This is a genomic window from Aureimonas sp. D3, assembly GCF_001463805.1.
In the GTDB taxonomy this organism is placed as follows: domain Bacteria; phylum Pseudomonadota; class Alphaproteobacteria; order Rhizobiales; family Rhizobiaceae; genus Aureimonas; species Aureimonas ureilytica_A.
On the sequence record NZ_BBWM01000043.1, the window covers coordinates 24,232 to 44,093 of the forward strand.

At 67.6% G+C, this 19,862-nt stretch carries 17 protein-coding genes; 14 read left to right on the top strand and 3 right to left on the bottom strand.

The annotated features are described in order from the left end of the window. Position 1 precedes the first annotated feature (1 nt). From AUL36_RS12845 to iolD, 5 genes are all read left to right on the top strand, one after another. The gene (locus AUL36_RS12845; RefSeq protein ID WP_156418372.1) at positions 2–1,552 is read left to right on the top strand and encodes a sugar ABC transporter ATP-binding protein; all 1,551 of its coding nucleotides are present in this window, start codon (positions 2–4) and stop codon (positions 1,550–1,552) included. Between the two features lie 78 nt (positions 1,553–1,630). Continuing rightward, positions 1,631–2,674 carry an ABC transporter permease gene (locus AUL36_RS12850; protein WP_062221374.1) on the top strand — a complete coding sequence of 348 codons (1,044 nt, stop codon included), beginning with the start codon at positions 1,631–1,633 and terminating at the stop codon, positions 2,672–2,674. An 11-nt stretch (positions 2,675–2,685) separates the two neighbouring features. Continuing rightward, positions 2,686–3,795 carry a Gfo/Idh/MocA family protein gene (locus tag AUL36_RS12855; protein WP_062221427.1) on the top strand — a complete coding sequence of 370 codons (1,110 nt, stop codon included), beginning with the start codon at positions 2,686–2,688 and terminating at the stop codon, positions 3,793–3,795. A 50-nt stretch (positions 3,796–3,845) separates the two neighbouring features. Beyond that, on the top strand, positions 3,846–4,856 hold the full coding sequence (locus tag AUL36_RS12860) for a Gfo/Idh/MocA family protein (protein ID WP_062221430.1): 1,011 nt from the start codon (positions 3,846–3,848) through the stop codon (positions 4,854–4,856). Positions 4,857–4,898: 42 nt separating this feature from the next. Continuing rightward, positions 4,899–6,752, top strand: coding sequence for a 3D-(3,5/4)-trihydroxycyclohexane-1,2-dione acylhydrolase (decyclizing) (gene iolD, locus AUL36_RS12865; RefSeq protein WP_062221378.1), 1,854 nt, complete (start codon positions 4,899–4,901; stop codon positions 6,750–6,752). Positions 6,753–6,929: 177 nt separating this feature from the next. Here the strand turns inward: iolD and AUL36_RS12870 are convergent, their stop codons facing one another. After that, positions 6,930–7,949, bottom strand: coding sequence for a LacI family DNA-binding transcriptional regulator (locus tag AUL36_RS12870; RefSeq protein ID WP_062221433.1), 1,020 nt, complete (start codon positions 7,947–7,949; stop codon positions 6,930–6,932). A gap of 230 nt (positions 7,950–8,179) precedes the next feature. Between AUL36_RS12870 and AUL36_RS12875 the strand changes: the two genes are divergently transcribed. Together AUL36_RS12875 and AUL36_RS12880 are read left to right on the top strand one after the other, a co-directional pair. Then, a complete protein-coding gene (locus AUL36_RS12875) occupies positions 8,180–8,944 on the top strand; it encodes an SDR family NAD(P)-dependent oxidoreductase (protein WP_244497121.1) in 765 nt (254 codons plus the stop codon). Positions 8,945–8,955: 11 nt separating this feature from the next. After that, complete coding sequence (locus AUL36_RS12880) at positions 8,956–9,912, top strand: hypothetical protein (protein ID WP_062221384.1); 957 nt, start codon at positions 8,956–8,958, stop codon at positions 9,910–9,912. Here the strand turns inward: AUL36_RS12880 and AUL36_RS12885 are convergent. Beyond that, positions 9,876–11,117, bottom strand: a complete 1,242-nt coding sequence (locus AUL36_RS12885; protein ID WP_062221387.1) for an ROK family transcriptional regulator — start codon at positions 11,115–11,117, stop codon at positions 9,876–9,878. The two genes, AUL36_RS12880 and AUL36_RS12885, sit on opposite strands and share 37 nt — an antisense overlap. A gap of 212 nt (positions 11,118–11,329) precedes the next feature. Here AUL36_RS12885 and AUL36_RS12890 point away from each other — a divergent pair, with 212 nt between their 5' ends. The 6 genes from AUL36_RS12890 (at position 11,330) to mgtE (ending at position 17,372) form a co-directional block, all read left to right on the top strand. Then, positions 11,330–12,409, top strand: coding sequence for a Gfo/Idh/MocA family protein (locus AUL36_RS12890; RefSeq protein WP_062221389.1), 1,080 nt, complete (start codon positions 11,330–11,332; stop codon positions 12,407–12,409). Beyond that, complete coding sequence (locus tag AUL36_RS12895; protein WP_062221394.1) at positions 12,409–13,254, top strand: sugar phosphate isomerase/epimerase family protein; 846 nt, start codon at positions 12,409–12,411, stop codon at positions 13,252–13,254. The genes AUL36_RS12890 and AUL36_RS12895 overlap by 1 nt, the downstream gene beginning before the upstream one ends. Then, a complete protein-coding gene (locus AUL36_RS12900; protein WP_062221397.1) occupies positions 13,251–14,066 on the top strand; it encodes an alpha/beta fold hydrolase in 816 nt (271 codons plus the stop codon). The genes AUL36_RS12895 and AUL36_RS12900 overlap by 4 nt, the downstream gene beginning before the upstream one ends. Next, positions 14,063–14,770 (top strand): ribulose-phosphate 3-epimerase, encoded by a 708-nt coding sequence (locus AUL36_RS12905; protein ID WP_062221400.1) that lies wholly within the window; start codon positions 14,063–14,065, stop codon positions 14,768–14,770. The genes AUL36_RS12900 and AUL36_RS12905 overlap by 4 nt, the downstream gene beginning before the upstream one ends. Further along, positions 14,760–15,704 (top strand): ROK family protein, encoded by a 945-nt coding sequence (locus tag AUL36_RS12910; protein WP_062221403.1) that lies wholly within the window; start codon positions 14,760–14,762, stop codon positions 15,702–15,704. Before AUL36_RS12905 ends, AUL36_RS12910 begins: the two co-directional genes overlap by 11 nt. 297 nt (positions 15,705–16,001) lie before the next feature. Further along, a complete protein-coding gene (gene mgtE, locus AUL36_RS12915) occupies positions 16,002–17,372 on the top strand; it encodes a magnesium transporter (RefSeq protein WP_062221406.1) in 1,371 nt (456 codons plus the stop codon). A 90-nt stretch (positions 17,373–17,462) separates the two neighbouring features. On the opposite strand, the gene AUL36_RS12920 is transcribed toward mgtE, so the two are convergent. Further along, positions 17,463–19,037 carry a methyl-accepting chemotaxis protein gene (locus AUL36_RS12920; RefSeq protein ID WP_192843832.1) on the bottom strand — a complete coding sequence of 525 codons (1,575 nt, stop codon included), beginning with the start codon at positions 19,035–19,037 and terminating at the stop codon, positions 17,463–17,465. Positions 19,038–19,411: 374 nt separating this feature from the next. On the opposite strand from AUL36_RS12920, the gene AUL36_RS12925 reads away from it, so the two are divergent. After that, the coding region (locus AUL36_RS12925) for a hypothetical protein (protein WP_202814758.1) at positions 19,412–19,862 on the top strand (451 nt) is incomplete at its 3' end.

Consider the following 19,862-nt stretch of genomic DNA (forward strand, 5'->3'; position numbering starts at 1 on the left):
CATGTCGCAACCGACGATCAGCCCTTCGACGATGCGCCTCGTCCGCGAGAGCGGTGCGGTTCCGGGCGCGGACTATCTCCTGGAAGTGGACGGCGTGCGGAAGGTCTTTCCGGGCGTCGTCGCGCTCGACAACGTGCAGTTTCGCGTGCGTCGCGGCACGGTCCACGCCCTGATGGGCGAGAACGGAGCCGGCAAGTCCACGCTCATGAAGATCATCGCGGGCGTCTATACGCCCGACGGCGGCGAGTTTCGCCTGCGCGGGCAGAGCATTCGTCTGAGCGGCCCGCTGGACGCGCTCGAAAACGGCATCGCCATGATCCATCAGGAACTCAACCTGATGCCCTTCATGACGGTGGCCGAGAATATCTGGATCCGGCGCGAACCTAAGAACCGCTTCGGCTTCGTGGATCATGGCGAGATGCGCCGGCGCACGGAAAAGCTCTTCGCCGATCTGTCCATCGACATCGACCCGGACGCCGAAACCCAAACCCTCTCCATCGCCTCGCGCCAGATGGTCGAGATCGCCAAAGCCGTGTCCTACCGCTCCGACGTCCTGATCATGGACGAGCCGACCTCCGCGCTGACGGATCGCGAGGTGGAGCATCTCTTCCGCATCGTCCGGCAGCTCCGCGCCGAGGGCAAGGGCATCGTCTATATCACGCATAAGATGGACGAACTGGCCGAGATCGCCGACGAAGTCTCGATCTTCCGGGACGGCAAATATATCGGCACCGAGGACGCCAAGTCCGTCACGCGCAACGACATCATCCGCATGATGGTGGGCCGCGAGCTGACGCAGATGTTCCCCAAGGAAGAGGCGAAGATCGGCGAGGTCGTTCTCTCCGTGCGCGGCCTGTCGCTCGGCCGCGTGTTCCAGGACGTATCCTTCGACCTGCGCGCAGGCGAAATCCTGGGCCTTGCTGGCCTCGTCGGCTCGGGCCGCTCCAACATCGCCGAGACGCTGTTCGGCGTGACGCCGGCGACCTCGGGCACCATCACCTTGTTCGGGCAGGAGGTGCGCATCGCCAATCCGGCGGTCGCGATGCGCCACGGCATGGCCTTCCTCACCGAAGATCGCAAGGACACGGGCTGCTTCCTGCCGCTGTCCATCACCGAAAACATGCAGATGGCGGTGATCCAGAGCGAGTTCACCTCGGGCGGCTTCGTGCGCCAAAGCGAGGTGGACAAGCGCTGCGAGGACATGTCGAAGGTCATGCGGGTCAAGACGCCCGACCTCGACGAGCGCATCCAGAACCTCTCGGGAGGCAACCAGCAGAAGGTTCTGATCGGCCGCTGGCTCCTGACCAAGCCCAAGATCCTGATCCTCGACGAGCCGACGCGCGGCATCGATGTCGGCGCCAAGGCCGAGATCCACCGTCTCGTGTCCAAGCTCGCGGGCGAGGGGCTCGCCGTCATCATGATCTCGTCGGAACTGCCCGAGGTGCTGGGCATGAGCGACCGGGTGATGGTGGTTCATGGCGGGCGCGTCACCGGCATTCTGGACCGGGCGGAGGCGACGCAGGAACGCGTCATGGACCTCGCCTCGCGCTGAGCCTCGTTCCAAGCCTTTTTCGCGACGCCGGGCCGGGAGAGCCCAAGCGCGGCGCATCTGATAACCGGGAGTGAACCCATGAGCCTCAACGAAGCGACGCATGGCGGCGTGCCGCCGGCCCCCGCCGTGGACAAGCCCGCGCGGCGTCGGCGCAAGCTTCCGACCGAAGTCTCGATCCTTCTCGTCCTCGTCGGCATCGCGCTGGTGTTCGAGGCGCTCGGCTGGGTGCTGATCGGCCAAAGCTTCCTCGGCAACCAGCAGCGCCTGATCGTCATGATCCTACAGGTCTCGGTGATCGGCATCATCGCGGTGGGCGTGACGCAGGTCATCATCACATCGGGCGTCGATCTCTCCTCCGGCTCGGTGGTCGCGCTGACGGCCATGGTCGCGGCGAGTCTCGCCCAGAACCCCGACTATGCGCGCGCCGTCTATCCCTCGCTGACGGGCCTTCCCGTGATCGTTCCCGTCATCGCCGGCCTCGCCGTTGGCCTGGGGGCGGGGCTCGTGAACGGGGCGCTGATCGCCTACACCGGCATTCCGCCCTTTATCGCGACGCTCGGCATGATGGTCGCGGCGCGCGGGGCCGCCAAATGGTACACGGGCGGCCAGCCGGTCTCGATGCTGTTGGACAGCTACGCCGCGATCGGCGCGGGCGCGACGCCGGTCGTCATCTTCCTAGTCGTCGCTTTCGTCTTCCACATCGCGCTGCGTTACACGCGCTATGGCAAGTTCACCTATGCGATCGGCGCGAACCGGCAGGCCGCCGTCGTTTCGGGCATCAATGTCGACCGCCATCTCCTCGTCGTCTATGCCATCGCCGGCACGCTGGCGGGCCTGGCCGGCATCGTCACCTCGGCCCGCGCCGTGTCGGGTCAGGCCGGCATGGGCGTGTCCTACGAGCTGGACGCGATCGCGGCGGCCGTCATCGGCGGCACGTCGCTGGCCGGCGGCGTCGGACGCATCACCGGCACGGTGATCGGCGTCATCATCCTCGGCGTCATGACCTCGGGCTTCACCTTCCTGCGCATCGACGCCTACTACCAGGAGATCGTGAAGGGCGTGATCATCGTCGCCGCCGTGATCGCCGACCAATATCGCCAGCGCAAGCGGGCTCGGGCGTGACGGAGCGCGACATGACCAACAACACGATCGGCGTCGGCCTCATCGGCACGGGCTTCATGGGAAAATGCCACGCGCTCGCCTGGAACGCGGTGGCCGCCACCTTCGGGGAAACCCGCCGCCCGCGCCTCGTGCATCTTGCCGAGGCCGATCAGAGCCTGGCGGACAGCAAGGCCCGCGAGTTCGGCTTCGCCAAGGCGAGCGGTGACTGGCGCGCCGTGATCGCCGACCCCGAGGTCGATGTCGTCTCCATCGCCGCGCCCAATCCGTTTCACGCCGAGATGGCCTGCGCGGCGTTCGAGGCGGGCAAGCATGTCTGGTGCGAGAAGCCCATGGCGACGAGCCGCGACGACGCGCGCCGGATGCTGGAGGCGCAGAAAGGCTCGGGGCGGGTCGCCGCACTCGGCTACAACTATATCCAGAACCCTGCCATCCGGCAGATGGAAGCGCTGATCCAAGACGGCGTGATCGGCGCGGTCAACCATGTGCGCCTCGAAATGGACGAGGATTTCATGGCCGATCCGGACGCGCCCTTCGTCTACAAGAACGGCGCGGCGTCGGGCTATGGCGCGCTGGACGATTTCGCCGTGCATCCACTCTCGATCCTCTGGCGTCTCGCCGGGCCGGTGGCCAGCGTGATGACGGATCAGGCCAAGCCCTATGCCAGCCGCGAGGGGCGGCCGGTCGAGACGCACGAGATCGCGACCTCGCTGCTGCGCCTCAGGAGCGGCGCGTCGGGCCTGCTGGTGGCCAACCGCGCCGCCTGGGGCCGCAAGGGGCGGATCGCCGTGCAGGTTTTCGGCGCGAAGGGCACGATCGCCTATGATCAGGAGCGCATGAACGAGTTCCAGCTCTTCACGCGCGAGGGCGACGAGCGGACCCAAGGCTTCCGCACCGTGCTCACCGCCCCCGCGCACGCGCCATATGGCTCTTTCGTGCCTGCGCCCGGCCATGGGCTCGGTTTCAACGATCTGAAGGTCATCGAGGCGCACGAGCTTCTGGCCGCCATCGACGGCCGCCCCGCCCGGATCGTGGATTTCGAAACGGGCTTCGCCATCGAGGAGACCGTCCACGCCATGGCCCGCTCGCATGACGAGCGGCGCTGGGTGGATTGCCCCGCCTGACGCCGCCCTGCATTCTCCCGCCCATTCTGAAGACCTCACGGAAGACGAACATGACATTGAAGATCGGTGTGATCGGCACGGGCGCCATCGGCCAGGAACATATCGCCCGCCTGCACGGCAAGCTGGCCGGCTCGACCGTCACCGCCGTCAACGACATCAACCCGGACAGCGCGCGCGCCACCGCCGAGCGGTTTTGCCCCGGTGCGCGCGTTCATGAGACGGGCCAGGGCGTGATCGACGATCCCGATGTCGATGCGGTCGTCGTCACCTCCTGGGGGCCGAGCCACGAGGAATTCGTGCTGGCCTCGATTGCCGCCGGCAAGCCGGTCTTCTGCGAAAAGCCGCTTGCCACCACGGCAGACGCCTGCCGGCGCATCGTGGAAGCCGAGATCGCGAGCGGCCGTCCTCTCGTGCAGGTCGGCTTCATGCGCCGCTACGATGCGGGCTACCGCCTCCTGAAAGGCGTCGTGACCTCGGGCCGGATCGGCGAGCCGCTGATGCTGCACTCGGCCCATCGCAACCCGACCGTTCCCGCCCATTATGTTGGCGACATGGGCATCACCGACACGTTCATCCACGAGATCGACGTTCTGCGCTGGCTGGTGGACGATGATTATGTTTCGGCGCAGGTGATCCAGGGCAAGCGCTCGCGCCATGCCAAGGAAGGTCTGGATGACCCTTACGTCGTGGTGCTCAAGACCAGGTCCGGCATCGTCATGGACACCGAGATCTTCGTGAACTGCCAGTTCGGCTACGACATCCAGTGCCAGATCGTCGGCGAGGACGGCACGGCCAATCTGCCCGAGCCGATCAGCGTGCCGCTCCGTCACCAGTCCCTCGCGGGGCAGGAGATCATGATGGACTGGAAGCTGCGCTTCATCGACTCCTACGATGTCGAGTTGCAGGAATGGGTGCAGGCGACGGCGAAGGGCGAGGTCACCGGGCCGACCGCCTGGGACGGCTATTTCGCCGCCGTCACGTCGGATGCCTGCGTCGAAGCCAAGCGCACGGGGCAGATCGTCCCGATCACCACCATGGACAAGCCGGCCTTCTATCGCTGACCCCTGACGGGACGGAACGGAAAGGCCGAGGAGAGCAAAGACATGACGAAGACGATCCGGTTGACGGCGGCGCAGGCCGTGGTGCGCTTCATGATGGCGCAGAAGACTGTCGTGGAGGGGCAGACCGTGCCGATCTTCGCCGGCTGCTGGGCGATCTTCGGCCATGGCAATGTGGCCGGCATGGGCGAGGCGCTGTATGGCGTGAAGGACGCGTTCCCGACCTTCCGCGCCCATAACGAGCAGGGCATGGCCCATGCGGCCATCGCCTTCGCCAAAGCCTCGTTCCGCCGTCGCTTCATGGCCTGCACGACCTCGATCGGCCCCGGCGCGCTCAACATGGTGACGGCGGCGGGCGTCGCGCATGTGAACCGCCTGCCGGTTCTCTTCCTGCCGGGCGATGTCTTCGCCAATCGCCTGCCCGACCCCGTGCTCCAGCAGATCGAGGATTTCGGTGACGGCACGGTCTCGGCCTCCGACTGTTTCCGCCCGGTGTCGCGCTATTTCGACCGCATCCAGCGGCCCGAACAGCTGATCCCCGCGCTTCAGCGCACCATGCAGGTGCTGACCGATCCCGTGGATTGCGGACCGGTCACCCTTTCGCTCTGCCAGGACGTGCAGGCCGAGGCCTACGACTTTCCCGCTGCCCTGTTCGAAGAGCGCGTCTGGGGGACGCGCCGGCCCCGGCCGGACGAGGACGAGTTGGCCCATGCCGTCTCGCTCATCCGCGCCTCGAAGCGCCCGATGATCGTGGCGGGCGGCGGCGTTCTCTATTCCGAAGCGACGCAGGACCTCCTGCGCTTTGCCGAAACGCACGGCGTGCCCGTCGCCGTCACGCAGGCCGGCAAATCCGCCATCGACGAGACGCATGATCTGGCGCTGGGCTCGGTTGGCGTGACCGGCACGTCGGCCGCCAATGCGCTCGCCGCCGAGGCCGATCTGGTTCTGGCCGTCGGCACGCGGCTTCAGGATTTCACCACCGGCTCCTGGGCGCTGTTCCGCGAGGAGGGGCTGAAGGTCGTCGGCCTCAACGTCGCGGCCTATGACGCCGTGAAGCACGGCTCCGTGCCATTGGTGGCGGACGCCAAGGTCGGATTGAAGCTGCTTTCGGAAGGTCTGGCCGGCTGGAAAGCCGACGCCGCCCATACGTCCCGCGCCCATGCCGAGCGCGTGTCCTGGTTCGAGGCGGCGGGCAAGGCGCTCGCCACCTCCAACGCCGAGTTGCCGTCCGATGCGCAGGTGATCGGCGCGGTCGCTCGGGCGAGGGGCACGGAGAATTCCATCGTCGTCTGCGCGGCCGGCGGCCTGCCGGGCGAGTTGCACAAGCTCTGGGCGCCGACGCAGCCCGGCGGCTACCATCTCGAATACGGCTTCTCCTGCATGGGCTACGAGATCGCCGGGGGCCTCGGCGTGAAGATGGCGCGGCCCGAAAAGGACGTCGTCGTCATGGTCGGCGACGGGTCCTACATGATGCTGAATTCCGAGCTCGCGACATCTGTCATGCTCGGGCAGAAGCTCACGGTCGTGCTGCTCGACAACCGCGGCTATGGCTGCATCAATCGGCTCCAGATGGCCTGCGGCGGCGCGAACTTCAACAATCTTTTGGAGGACTGTCGGCAGGAGATCGTGCCCGAAATCGACTTCGTGGCCCATGCGAAGGCCATGGGCGCGCTGGCCGAGAAGGTCTCTTCCATCGCCGATCTGGAAGCCGCGTTGGAGCGCACGCGCGCCAACACGCGCTCGACCGTGATTCTGATCGACACGCATCCGCTGATCACCACGGAGGCCGGCGGCCATTGGTGGGACGTGGCCGTGCCCGAGGTCTCGGATCGCGCCGAGATCGCGCCCGCGCGCGAACGATACGAGAAGAACCGCGCCTTCCAGCGCGCGATCAACTGATCGCGCGAAGGGCGCTTAGAGCCGGGGGCAAAACCCTGCGGGTCGATCCGTCGGGTGCTTCCGCCCCCGATCATCGTTGCCGATGCTCGCCGATGCGCTGCATCGTCTGCGCTCGGCGCCTCGTCGGGAACGCAAGTCCCTCGCCGGATCTCCGCCGCAGGGTTCTGTCCCCGTCTCTTACGCCGAGGCCCGCAACACGAGGTCGCCATCCACCAGGAGATGGCGGCCCGCTTCCGGTTCGCCTTGCCTGTCGCGGGCGGGGTCTAGGCGCTGGAGCAGGAGGTCGAGCGCGAGCCGGCCCATCTCGCCGGTGTTCTGCTGAACGGTGGTGAGCGGCGGCCAGATATATTCCGACAAGGGCTGGTTGTCGTGGCCGGCGACGCGGAACTCGCAGTCGGGGCCAAGCCCGATGCGCCGGCCCGCCTGATTGAGCGCGGCCATGACGCCGAAAGCGATGCGGTCGTTGCCGCAAAGAAGGCTCCTGGTCGGAAAGCCCTCGCCCTTCAGAAGTCGCTGGGTCTGTTCGAAGGCGTAGCGCTCGAACTCCCAGCTGGTCGAGGGCTCGACCGCGACGAAGCGCGGCTCCAGCCCGCGTCGGCGCATGGTCTGCGCATAGGCCTCGCGCCGCGCCGCGCCGTTGGCGTTGACATGGGGCATGTCGAAATAGGACGGCCCCTCGCCGAAGCGCGAGAGATAGTCCGTCATGAGGGCCATGGACTGGCCATTGTTCGTGCCGACGAAAGCTTCCTCGTCATCGAAGGGTGAGTCGATGAAGACGATGGGCAGGCTGCGCGCCGTCGCCTTGACACGCGCGCGGTGCGCCGCATCGCCGCCCACCGGCGACAGGATCACCCCCGCTGCGTTCAGTTGCGACAGGGTTTCCAGCGCGTCCTCTTCCATCTCCGGCTTGCCGTCGGAGGAAAAGACGAAGGTCAGATAGCCCTCGCGCGCGGCACGATCCTCGATCTGCCGGCGCAGGCCCGCATAGAATGGGTCGAGCGAATTGGGAAAGATCAGCCCGACGATCTTGGTCTGGCGGCGGTTCAGGTTGACCGCGAAGAGATTGGGTCGGAACCCCGTTTCCCGCAGCCCCTCCTCGATCCGTTCGCGCAGCTTGGGACGGATCGAACTCGCATCCTGAAAATATTTCGATACGGTGGGGCGTGACAGGCCGACCGCTTGCGCGAAGTCTTCCATGGTGCGCACGCGCTTGATCATCGTCTCGTCGCTCAAGATTGGTTCCCGCGCAGTGTCTACGATCCCGGCGCCCGATGCCATGGTCGCGGCGGTCAGCCCCAAACCTATTCTTTCCTTGATCTTGACGCGAGAAAAAATAGGAATTGACGGGCGTTATCTCTGCTCCTAGCCTCCTACGAAAAAGCCCAGCGACGAAATGGGCGGATCGGGAGGAGAGGATGCCAGGGGATATGCAGGGCAAGATCGCGCTCGTCACGGGCACGACCGGCATTGCGCGCGCCACCGCGCTGCGCCTCTCGGCCGGTGGAGCGCAAGTCCTGGCGCTCGGCATCGACGAGGCCGGCAATGCCGCCTTGGCCGAGGCGGACCCGCGTCTCGTCGTCCGGCGCGCGGATGTTTCCGTCCCAGCCCAAGTCGAGGCCGCACTGGGGTTCTGCGACGAGCGGTTCGGCGGGCTCGACATCATCGTCAACTCCGCCGCGATTCACCCTTACGGGGATGCGGTCGAGACCGATCCCGAGACCTTCCTGCGCTGCCTCGCGGTCAATGTCGGCTCCATTCATCTGACGGCCCGATGGGGGGTGCCCCTGATGCGTCGGCGCGGCGGCGGGGCCATCGTCAATCTGTCCAGCGTGCAGGGCCATGCCTGCCAGCGGGGCGTTGCGGCCTATGTCGCGTCCAAAGGCGCCATTCACGCGCTGACACGCGCCATGGCGCTCGACTTCGCGCCCGATCGCATCCGCGTGACGTCCGTCAGCCCCGGCTCGGTGCGCACGCCCATTCTGGAACTCGCCGCGCGCACCTTTGACGGGCCGGAGGCCGATGTGGATGCGGTGTTCCAGCGCTTCGGCGCGGCGCACCCGATCGGGCGCATCGGCGAGCCGGAGGAGGTGGCCGATCTCATCGCCTTCCTCGCTTCCGACCGCGCGGGCTTCATCACCGGATCGGACCATTGCATCGATGGCGGGCTTCTGGCCGGCCTCGGCGTGCGCTGAGGGAGCGGATCATGCAGGGCTGGACTCTCAAATGGGACCGGGGCCGGGCCGTTGTCACGCCCGCCGGTGCCATGCTGCATCATCTCACGTTCGATCTGGGCAGTGGCCGAAGCGCCACGCCTTTCGCTGAAGCCGCTTGGCACGACGAGCCGGAGATACAGGGCGACGAGACGCTGGCCCAGCACCTGCGCCTGCTCGGCGGCGAATGGGCCTGCGTGCCCTTCGGCACCACGGGATTCGACCCCGGCCACCATGGCTACGGCTCGAACGCCGAATGGGAATTGGTCGAGGACGGCGAGGGCACGCTCCATCTCGCCTGCGCCTTTCCGTCAGGTCATCCGGTCGAGCGTCTGGAGCGCCGCATCAGAGGCGTGCCGGGCAAGGCGGCGGTGGAGTTTTCGCTTCGCGTGGTGACGCGCATAGATTGCGCGCTGCCGATCGGGCTGCATCCGATCTTCAAGCTGCCGGAGACGACCGGCACGCTTCATCTGGAGCCCGCGCCGTTCGAGCGAGGCCAAGTTTTCCCCGAGCCCTTCCAGCCCGGCGTGTCGCGCCTCAGGACGGGGGCTCTCTTCTCACGGCTCGACGCGGTGGACACTCTGGACGGCGAGCCGGTCTCGCTCGCCGCCTTGCCGGCCCCCGGCCTGTTCGAAGAACTGGTGCAGCTGTGGAAGCTTGAGGGCTCCATCGCGCTGCGCGACGAGACGGCCGGAACGCGCGTCCGTTTCGAATGGGACAAGGGCGCTTTCCCTCATTGCCTCCTCTGGATCAGTCAGGCCGGACGCACGGCCAAGCCCTGGAACGGGCGCTTCCGGGGCCTCGGCATCGAACCCGTCGCCTCGGCCTTCGACCGCACCGATCTTCTGGACGGCAGTTTCAGTCGCGAGGGCGTCTCCCAAACCTTCCGGGCCGGCGAGCCTTGGGACACGCGCTATCGCATCTCGGCCGAGGTGCTCGCCTCCGCCTGATCGGGGTCGGCACGGCGGAACACGAAATCCTCGTCCACCGACAGGTGCCGGCGGTGCAGAAGCCCCGCGCCGCCGAGCGCCGCGCCCGCCTCGCCCGAGCGTGAGAGGCGCAAGGCGGGCAGCGGCTGGCCGGGCAGGAGATGGCGTCGGAGCGCCTGCTTGACCTGAGACTCGCCCGCCGCAAAAAGCGCGGCGACAGGGCCGCCCAGCACGATCTCGCCGGGGTCGATCAGGGCCGTGATCGTGGCGAGGCCGCGCCCGAGATAATGCGCCCATTCGCCGAGGCAGCGCCGCGCTGACGCCTCGCCGGCACCAATACCGGCGAGAAGAGCGTTCAGTTCGCGGGTTCCGCCCAGGTCGTGGTATCGGTGCAGGATCGCGTCCCGCCCGACGAAGGATTCCAGCGAGCCGGGCAGGGCGGCCTCCGGCAGGAAGCCTTTCTCGCCCACGGGCATATGTCCGATCTCCCCGGCATAGCCATGCGCGCCGCGCTGTAAGGCGCCATCCACCAGAATCGCGCCACCGACGCCGGCATCCAGCAGGAGATGCACGCTGCGAGAGCCGGCACTCGCGCCGTCCTGCAACCCATCGGCCACGGCGAAGGCATTGGCGTCGTTCTCGACTTCGATCTCCGCGATGTCCGGGAAAGCGCGGCGCAGGGCCTCGCGAAGCGGCCAGCCCGTCCAGCCGAGAATGGGCAGGCGCAGTACCAGGCCACGCTCGTCCACCACGCCCGGCACAGCCACGCAAAGGCCACGCACCGGCCCGGCCGCGCCAAGTCGCTCGCGAAAACCGGCGTTGCGCTCGGCAAGTGTCTCGGCCATGCGCTCCGGCCCCATCGCGGCGGGGCTCATGGGCAGCCGCTCCTGCGTCAGAACCCGGCCGGCGAAATCGAGCGCCAGAAGATGCAGATGATCGATGCCGAGATCGACGCCGATGAAGGTGCCATGCGCGGCGTTCAGCGTCAGAAGCGTGCCGGGTCGCCCGATGCGCGGCGCGTCAGCGTTGCTCGGAGGCTCGGTTGCAGCCTCACCCGCGTCCCGAACCAGCCCGTCTTTCATCAAGCCGGCCACGATGCTGCTCGCCGTCGATCGCGTGAGGCCCAACTCGCGGGCCAAATCGGCGCGGCTCAGCGTGCCCGCGCGGAGCAGGGCGGCCAGCGCCCGTTTCTCGTTGATGTGCCGGACGGTCTGGGGCATCGACATGGTGGGCTCTTCGATCCGGTCACACGCAAAAGCCCTTGACTTCTACCCAATCCTTTGTTTGTTTCCAACCCGAACAAAGTATGGGTTGCAGGGATCGAGGCGTCGGGGAGGGCGGCTTTCCATCCGGATCCTGCTTCGGGCTCAGCCCTGGCCTGCCACCAACATCTTCCGCCTTCGCATTCCCTACCGCTGTTTCCCGTCAGGACCATTCCATGCCCCCAAAGGAAGACCGGCGTCTTCGCGTCGGCGTTCTCGGTGCCGGCCAGATCGCCCAGGCCGCCCATTTCGAAAGCTGCACCAAGGCGGCCAACGCCGATCTCTTCGCCATTTGCGACGTCGCGGACGATCTGCGCGAGCGCATGATGATCACGCACGGGGCCGAGAAGTCCTTCGCCGATTACGACGCCATGCTGGCGGACCCCGAGGTCGAGGCGGTCATCATCGCCACGGCCGACGCCTTCCATGTTCCGGCCTCGATCCGCGCGCTGGAAGCGGGCAAGCATGTCCTCTGCGAGAAGCCGGTCGGGCTGACGGTGGAGGAGGCCGAGGCGCTGAAGCAGGCGGTCGCCGCCTCCGGCCTGACCTTCCAGGTCGGCCATATGAAGCGCTACGATGCCGGCCTTCAGGCCGCCAAGCGCTTCATCGACGACGAAATGGGCGATCTCGTCGCGCTGAAGGCTTGGTATTGCGACTCCACACATCGCTATCCTATGACCGACGCCGTGCAGCCGCTGGTCGTCACCAGCGCGCGGGCGCGCAAGCCCTCCGAGAACCCCAAGGCCAACCTGCGCCGCTATTACATGCTGGCCCATGGCTGCCATCTGATCGACACGGCGCGCTATTTCGCGGGGGATATCGTGGCTGTCGAGGCGCGCCTGTCGGAGCGCGGCGGGATGTGGTGCTGGTTCGTGGATGTCGAGTTCGCCAATGGCACGCTCGGCCATCTCGATCTCACCGTCGCCGTGCGCATGGACTGGCACGAGGGTTTCCAGATCTACGGCCGCAATGGCAGCGTCCTCGGCAAGACCTTCAACCCTTGGTACTACAAGTCGAGCGAGGTCGATATCTTCCGCGAAGCGGATGGGGCGACGCATCGCGTGCTCGGCGCGGACGGGCATTTCTACCGCCGCCAGCTGGAAGGTTTCGCGCGCACCGTTCTTCAGGGCGGGCCGATGACGGGCGCCGATGTGAACGATGGTCTCGCCTCCGTGCGCGGCATGGTCGCCATTGCGCGCTCGGTGGAAGCGGGCGGCAAGCGCGTGGCGCTCGCCGACGTTTCGGGAGGCGTGTGATGCGCCTCGGCATTTTTGCGAAAACCTTTCCCGGCACGGAGCCGGAGAGGGTGCTGAGTGCCGTGCGCGAGGCCGGCTTCACGGCCGCGCAATACAACATGGCCTGTTCCGGCCTCTCCTCCATGCCGGACGCGGTGCCGGACGCGGAGGTGGCGCGCATCGCCGAGGCCGCCAAGGCGAGCGGCGTGGACCTCGCCGCCCTCTCGGGCACCTACAACATGATCCATCCCGATCCCGGCGTGCGCGCGGCGGGGCTGCGCCGCCTGGCGGTTCTGGCCGAAGCCGCGCCCCGCATGGGCACACGCCTCGTCACGCTCTGCACCGGCACGCGCGACCCGGACGACCAGTGGCGCGGCCACCCCGGCAATCATGCGCCGGACGCGTGGGCCGACCTCATCAGCGAGATGGCACAAGCGATCGAGCTCGCCGAGCGCCACGACATCGCCCTCGGCATCGAGCCGGAGCTCGCCAATGTCGTGGACAGCGCCGCCAAGGCTCGCCGGCTGATCGACGACCTCGCCAGTCCCCGCCTTCGCATCGTGCTCGACCCCGCCAATCTCTTCGAGACCGCGAGCCTCGAAGAGCAGCGCCGGCTCGTGTCCGAAGCCGTCGATCTCCTGGGGGATCGCATCGCCATGGGTCATGCCAAGGACCGCGCGCCGGATGGCGCTTTCGTGGCGGCGGGCCAAGGCGTTCTCGACTATCCCCATTATCTCCGCGCACTCGGCTCCATCGGCTTCCGGGGCGCGCTCGTGACCCATGGGCTGGAGGCGGCGGACGCGCCGGGCGTTGCGCGCTTCCTGCGCGCGCAACTGGCTGAAGCGGCTTTGAGCGAAAGCGCATGAGCGGGCGCGACATCACCACATCCGATGGCGTGCGCCTTCATCTGGACGATGCGGGCGGGGCGGGCGCGCCGGTCTTCTTCCAGCACGGGCTTTGCGGCGACAGCGGACAGACACGCGAGGCCTTCCCGGCCGGCGCGGGCTTTCGCCTGAAAACGCTGGAGATGCGGGGCCACGGCCGCTCGGAGCCCGGCGCGCTGTCGCGCCTGTCGATCACGACCTTCACCGACGATCTGATCGCCGCGATCGAAGAAGAAGGCGCTGGGCCGGTCGTCGTCGGCGGCATTTCCATGGGCGCGGCCATCGCGCTGCGCCTCGCCGTGCTGCGACCCGATCTCGTATCCGGCCTGCTCCTCGTGCGCCCGGCCTGGGTTCTGGAGCGCGCGCCGACCAATATGCGGCCCAATGCCGAAGTCGGCGAACTCATCGCGGCGTCCGGCGGCGAGGAGGGGCGGCAGCGGTTCGAGGCCGGCGGCACCGCCCGCCGGCTGGCGGTGGACGCGCCCGACAATCTCGCCTCGCTGCGCTCCTTCTTCACGCGCGAGCCGCTGAGCGTCACCTCCGCGCTCCTGCGGGCCATCTCGGTGGACGGGCCGGGCGTCTCGGCGGAAGCGCTGGCTCGGCTTTCCGTGCCAACCCTCGTCGTCGGGCATGAACGCGATGTCGTGCATCCGCTGGCCCATGCCAAAACGCTGGCCGGGCTGATCCCCGGCGCGCGCTTCAGCGAAATCACCCCGAAGGCGAGCGACCGCGCGCGCTATCTCGCCGACCTGCATCAGGCCTTGTCCGCCTTTCTTCTGGAGCTTTCCCGATGAGTTCGACCCTTCGTGATGCCGGCTGGATCGACCGGCTGCCGACCGACCGGCTGATCGGCGAATATTCCGTCTGGTCGGCCGATCTCGTGCGCCTCGCCGACGAGATGGCGCGCATCGACGCCCATGCGGATATTCTCCATGTCGATGTCGCGGACGGCCATTTCGCGCCCGCCTTCCTCTTCTTCCCCGATCTCGTCGCGGGTCTGCGCAAGGTCTCACGCAAGCCGATCCATGTTCATCTCATGGTGGCTGACGCCGTCGTCCTGTCGCAGATCGAGCAGTTCGCGGAAGCGGGCGCCGATCTCATCAGCCTCCACGTCGAAAACGCCTCCGTCGCAGAGGCCGCGCTGGACCGGCTGGACGCTCTCGGCATCCCTGCCGGCATGGTTCTGCGGGTGGAGACGCCGGTCGCCGAGGTCGCGCCCTATCTGCCGCGCCTCTCCTTCCTGACGCTGCTCGGCACCGCGATCGGCGTGAAGGGGCAGGGGCTGAACGAAGCGGCGGGCGATCGGCTGCGCGAGGCCAAAGCGCTGATCGCGGCTGCGAACGCGCCCCGTCGCATCGTGCTCGCCGCCGATGGCGGCATTCGCGAGCACACGGTTCCGCTGCTGCGCGAGGCCGGCGCGGAAACTGTGGTTCTCGGTTCGCTCGCCTTCAACGCGCCCGATCTCGCCGCGCGCACGGCCTGGCTGCATGGGCTCTGAGCGGCTCGCGATCGGCATCGATCTCGGCGGCACGCAGCTTCGGGGCGCGCTGATCGACGAGGCCGGCACGGTTCTTCACCGCGAGGCCATGGCGACGGCCGCGACCGCAGGGGCCGAAGCCGTCGTGGCGCAGATCGCCGCGCTCGCCCGCGCCATGGCGGAGCGCGCGGGCGGCGCGGTTCTGGGCATCGGTCTCTCCGCGCCGGGGCCGCTCGACGCGCCGAACGGCATCGCCCTCTCCACGCCGACGATTGCCGGCTTCACCGACTTTCCGCTCGCCCAAGCCGTGGAAGCGGCGAGCAGTCGGCCTGTGCTTCTCGAAAACGACGGGATCGCCGCCGCGATCGGCGAATGGCGCTTCGGCGCGGGGCGGGGGCTCGATCATATGGTCTATGCGACGGTCAGCACCGGCATCGGTGGCGGCGTCATCGCCGATGGGCGCGTCCTGCGCGGGCGCATGGGCATGGCCGCCCATATCGGCCATATGATCGTCGTGCAGGGCGGCGCGCCCTGCGCCTGCGGCGCGCGCGGCTGTTTCGAAGCCCATGCATCCGGCCCGGCCTTCGTCGCGCGGGCAAGGGGCGCGGCACGCGAGGACGTGGGCTCGACGCTCCATGCCAATGCCGAAACGCTCAGCGCCGCCGAGGTCTTCGACGCGGCCGAGGGGGGCGATGCCTTGGCGCGCCGACTCGTCGCCGAAGAGGCCGAGCTTCTCGGCCTCGGCTTCGGCAATCTCCTGCATCTCTACAGCCCGGACGTCATCGTCATGGGCGGGGGCCTGTCGCACCAGTTCGACCGGCTGGAGCCGCTGATCTCGCCTGCCATGCGCCGAAACGTTCTGCCGCCCTTTCGCTCCGTGCCGCTGCGCCGGGCGCTGCTCGGCGACAATTCCGGGCTGGTTGGAGCGGCGAGCCTCCTGTTCGAGCGTGGCTGACGCGCTCCGTCGCCGTGCCTTGGTTGAGGCCTCACCATCTCGGCATAAGCCCCGCACGCCTATCTTGTGTTGCAGTGCGAAAAGGCCCTTGATCACGACTTCGAGAAGTGGCATGGGGCGCGCGTGCCGGAGCCCACGACGTTCTGACTCCTCCGGCCATCACTGGAACCCGAAACTCAATGCCAAGCGACAGTAGCAGTCGATTGACGTGGCCGCGTATGGTCTTGCCGCCGGGCGCCCTGTTCTAGGCGCGCCCCGTTCGTGGCCGGACCCCGCGCGGCGGCCCGGAGCGAACTCATGCAAGACACACAAGACACCGAGTGGCTGAACCAGCTGACGAAGGAAGCCGAGGAGTTTCGGGGTAAACACGTCGCCGATATCGTTCAGAAGCTGAACGAGCTGTCGTCGGAAGCTGCGGCCTTCATCGTCGCGCGCCTGCCGATCGATGTCGCGGCCGAGGTCTTCGACCATTCCTCGCTGGACGAGCCGCAGGACATTCTCGCCTCGCTGGACGCTTCCAGGGCGGCCGCGATTCTCGACGCGATGGCGGCCGACCGTCTGGCCTATCTCTTCCGCGATATGGAGGAGCCGCCGCGCGAGCAGCTTCTGGCGTTGCTCACGCGTGAAGCCCGCTCCGTCGTCGATTCGCTGCTGACCCACCCCGAGGGCAGCGCCGGCAGTCTGATGACGACCGAGTTCGTCAGCGTGCCGTCCAACTGGACGATCGGCGAAACGCTCAAGCACGTCCGTGAGGTCGAAGGCGCGCGCGAGACGATCTACGCGATCTACGTAATTGACCCCACGACGCGCCGGCTCGAAAAATCCGTTTCGCTGCGCCGCCTGATCTCGGGCGATCTGCACGCGCCGGTCGGCTCGGTCGCGCGCTACGACGCGCCGATCACCGTCCTGCCGCAGGCCGACCGCGAAGAGGTCGCCCATCTCATTTCCGAATACGATCTTCTGGCGATTCCCGTGGTGGACGAGAAGCGCCACGTGCTCGGCATCGTCACGGTGGACGACGTGATCGACGCCATGATCGAGGCCTCGACCGAGGACGCGCAGAAGTTCGGCGGCATGGAAGCGCTGGACGAGCCCTATCCCGATATCGGCTTCCTGACGATGCTCAAGAAGCGCGCGGGCTGGCTGGCCGTTCTCTTCCTGTCGGAAATGCTCACGGCCAGTGCCATGCAGCATTTCGAGGACGAGCTGGAACGCGCCGTGGTGCTCACGCTCTTCATTCCGCTGATCATGAGTTCGGGCGGCAATTCGGGCAGTCAGGCGACTTCGCTGATCATCCGCGCGCTGGCGCTGGGCGAGCTTCGCCTCAAGGACTGGTGGCGCGTCGCCCTGCGCGAGGCGCCGACGGGCGCCGCTCTCGGCTCGTTCCTCGGCGTCATCGGTATGGCCCGCATCGCCATCTGGCAGGAGGCCGGCATTTTCGACTATGGGCCGCACTGGTTCCTGATCGCGCTGACGGTCGGCCTCGCACTGGTGGCCATCGTCACCTTCGGCTCGCTGGCGGGCTCCATGCTGCCCTTCGCCCTCAAGCGCCTCGGCTTCGATCCGGCCAGCGCCTCTGCGCCCTTCGTCGCGACACTGGTCGATGTGTCCGGCCTCGTCATCTATTTCAGCGTCGCGCTTTTGGTGCTCCAGGGCACGCTGCTCTGACTCCACGTCGAGCGCCCTTGCGGCGCGCTCGCCTGGGTTTCTGCGGGGGCTGGCCGAACCATGGCAGGGTTCGGCCAGCCCATTTTCATGTCAGGCGGCGCGGCGGTAGCGCGGGGCTTCGGCCAGCTTCATCTCCGGCTCGTGTTCCACCACGCGCGGTGGCTCGCGGCGATCCGCGCCCGTCTCGTTCAGATGGAAGAAGGCGACCTGCTCGTTCAACCGGCTGGCTTCGCCCGAGAGCTGCCCGGCCGTCGCGGCCATCTGTGTCGCCGCGCCGGCGCTCGCCTGCGTCACCTGATCGAGCTGGACGATGGCCTGGCTGATCTGAGCTGCGCCGATCGACTGCTCGCGGCAGGCGGCCGAGATTTCCGACACGAGTTCGGCCGTGCGGCTGATATCGGGCACGAGCTGCTGAAGCTGGGTAACGGCGTTCTCCGCCGCGCTCAGCGTCTGCCCGGCCAGGGTCTCGATGCCGCGCGAGGCCTCCTGGCTGCGCTCGGCAAGCTTGCGCACTTCGGACGCGACCACCGCGAAACCCTTGCCGTGATGCCCGGCGCGGGCCGCTTCGATGGCGGCGTTGAGGGCCAGAAGATCGGTCTGGCGGGCAATGTCCTGCACGATGGCGATGCGCTCGGCAATCTCCCGCATGGCTGCGACCGTCTGCTCCACCGCGCCGCCCGTCTCGACCGCGCGGCGCGAGGCCTGGGTCGAGATCGTCTCGCTCTGCACCGCGTTCTCGGCGGTCTGGCGGATATTGGCGGACATTTGCTCGATCGCGGCGGAGGCCTGTTCCGAGGCGGCCGCCTGCTCCACCGCGCCCGACGACATCTGTTCGGCGGCGGCGGCCGATTGCGTCGAGCCCGACGCGACGCTGCCGGAGGACACGAGAACGCCGCCGACGATCTCACGCAACCGCGCGCTCATCTCGCCCATCGTGCGTTGAAGGTCCGCCAACTCGTCCGAGCCCTTGGCCGCGATAACCTTGGTCAGGTCGCCGCCTTCGATGGCGCGCGCCAGCGCGATCGACTGTCCGAGCGGGCGCAGGATGCTGCGATGGAGCGCCCACCCGGCCAGTAGGATCAGCGCGAAGCCCGGCAGGCTCCACAGAACCGCCCGCAGCGCGGCATCGTGGATCACGGCCTTGACGTCATCCACATAGATGCCGGTCGAGATCGACCAGCCCCAAGGCTCGTAGGCTCGGCTGTAGCCGCGCTTGGCAAACAGGCCCTCCTGCCCCGTGCGGGTCGTGTCATAGTCGGTCCAACCGCCGCCCGCGCGCGCATTGCGGATCATCGTCTGAATGTAGAGATTGCCGTTGGCGTCCTTCTTGTCCCAAGCGCTGGAGCCTTCCTCGGACGGGTCCTGCGCCATGACGCGGCGGCCTTCGTAGTCGTGGAAGAAGAGATAGTCGTTGTTGTTGAAGCGGATCGGGCGCAGCACGGCCTTCGCCATGGCCTGCGCTGTCGGCACGTCGAACTCGCCGGCCTTGGCGCGCTTGTCCAAGCTTTCGATCACGGAACTCGCCGCGTCGATCTGCGCCTTCAAAAACAGGTTTCGATCCGCCCAGACCTGATCGCTGAGGAAGCGAAGCTGGAGGCCGACAATGCCTGTCATGACGACAAGACACAGGAGTGTCAGCCCTATCAGCTTGCGGGACACCGTCATGCGCATTTCATTCATGCTCCTGGATCGCGAGCCGCTCGCGGTCGCTCCAGAACATCACGGCAATCCTAAGGTATTCTTCCTATCGAGCTGCGATCCGGCCTCCCATGCCGAGAATCGGTGGAACTGGTTAGCGACTGCTGCATCGCACCAATCCCGGCCGGGGAGCATGGGAACAGGAGGGCGCATGCGTCTTCCGTTTTGCGTGGCCTCTCGCCCCGCTCCCGCCCCATAGGAATGAGAACGACACCGGCAGCCAAGCCGGGCCGAGAGGATTTGGTAACCATAAGGGGCGCATTCTGACCCGGCTTGGCTGGCGGCCGAGTCCCTTCGGGCTCGACCGCCGGCTTTACAGGATGTCGTTCGCCGGACTCTTCATGACCCTCGACCTGACCCCCGAGTTCGGCGCTGCGCCGCAGAGCCGCCCTTCGAGTTCTTCCGCGCGCGGAGCGAGCCGTCTCCTGCCCCGCTTCATCTGGGGTGGCTGCGCCATGGCGCTCGTTCTGGCGCTGGGCGCCACCGGGATGCCGGCTGTCTTCGCCCTTGTCGGGGAGGGGCTGGACCCCGGCGCGGCGGTTGATCTTTCGAGAGCCGCCGCCGGGCTTTCGCTCGCCCAGAAGGCCAGCCCGCCCGCCGCGCGCTCGGCGCGCCTCGCGCATGGCACCGGCCGGCGGGTCGAGACGCCCGCCATGCCGGTGGCCAACGCACCCTCGGCAGCGGCCTCGCTGGAGGCTGCCGCGTCGGACGAGGATGAGGCGCTGCCTGTCACGATCGCGCATCTGATCTCGCCGCCGACGAGCTTCACGGCCGGGCGCATGAACGGCTCGC

Excerpts from the sequence above, each read along its gene's own strand:
- AUL36_RS12845 (WP_156418372.1), top strand. The coding sequence starts at position 2 with ATGTCGCAACCGACGATCAGCCCTTCGACGATGCGCCTCGTCCGCGAG.
- AUL36_RS12850 (WP_062221374.1), top strand. The coding sequence starts at position 1,631 with ATGAGCCTCAACGAAGCGACGCATGGCGGCGTGCCGCCGGCCCCCGCC.
- AUL36_RS12855 (WP_062221427.1), top strand. The coding sequence starts at position 2,686 with ATGACCAACAACACGATCGGCGTCGGCCTCATCGGCACGGGCTTCATG.
- AUL36_RS12860 (WP_062221430.1), top strand. The coding sequence starts at position 3,846 with ATGACATTGAAGATCGGTGTGATCGGCACGGGCGCCATCGGCCAGGAA.
- iolD (WP_062221378.1), top strand. The coding sequence starts at position 4,899 with ATGACGAAGACGATCCGGTTGACGGCGGCGCAGGCCGTGGTGCGCTTC.
- AUL36_RS12870 (WP_062221433.1), bottom strand. The coding sequence starts at position 7,949 with ATGGAAGACTTCGCGCAAGCGGTCGGCCTGTCACGCCCCACCGTATCG.
- AUL36_RS12875 (WP_244497121.1), top strand. The coding sequence starts at position 8,180 with ATGCAGGGCAAGATCGCGCTCGTCACGGGCACGACCGGCATTGCGCGC.
- AUL36_RS12880 (WP_062221384.1), top strand. The coding sequence starts at position 8,956 with ATGCAGGGCTGGACTCTCAAATGGGACCGGGGCCGGGCCGTTGTCACG.
- AUL36_RS12885 (WP_062221387.1), bottom strand. The coding sequence starts at position 11,117 with ATGTCGATGCCCCAGACCGTCCGGCACATCAACGAGAAACGGGCGCTG.
- AUL36_RS12890 (WP_062221389.1), top strand. The coding sequence starts at position 11,330 with ATGCCCCCAAAGGAAGACCGGCGTCTTCGCGTCGGCGTTCTCGGTGCC.
- AUL36_RS12895 (WP_062221394.1), top strand. The coding sequence starts at position 12,409 with ATGCGCCTCGGCATTTTTGCGAAAACCTTTCCCGGCACGGAGCCGGAG.
- AUL36_RS12900 (WP_062221397.1), top strand. The coding sequence starts at position 13,251 with ATGAGCGGGCGCGACATCACCACATCCGATGGCGTGCGCCTTCATCTG.
- AUL36_RS12905 (WP_062221400.1), top strand. The coding sequence starts at position 14,063 with ATGAGTTCGACCCTTCGTGATGCCGGCTGGATCGACCGGCTGCCGACC.
- AUL36_RS12910 (WP_062221403.1), top strand. The coding sequence starts at position 14,760 with ATGGGCTCTGAGCGGCTCGCGATCGGCATCGATCTCGGCGGCACGCAG.
- mgtE (WP_062221406.1), top strand. The coding sequence starts at position 16,002 with ATGCAAGACACACAAGACACCGAGTGGCTGAACCAGCTGACGAAGGAA.
- AUL36_RS12920 (WP_192843832.1), bottom strand. The coding sequence starts at position 19,037 with ATGACGGTGTCCCGCAAGCTGATAGGGCTGACACTCCTGTGTCTTGTC.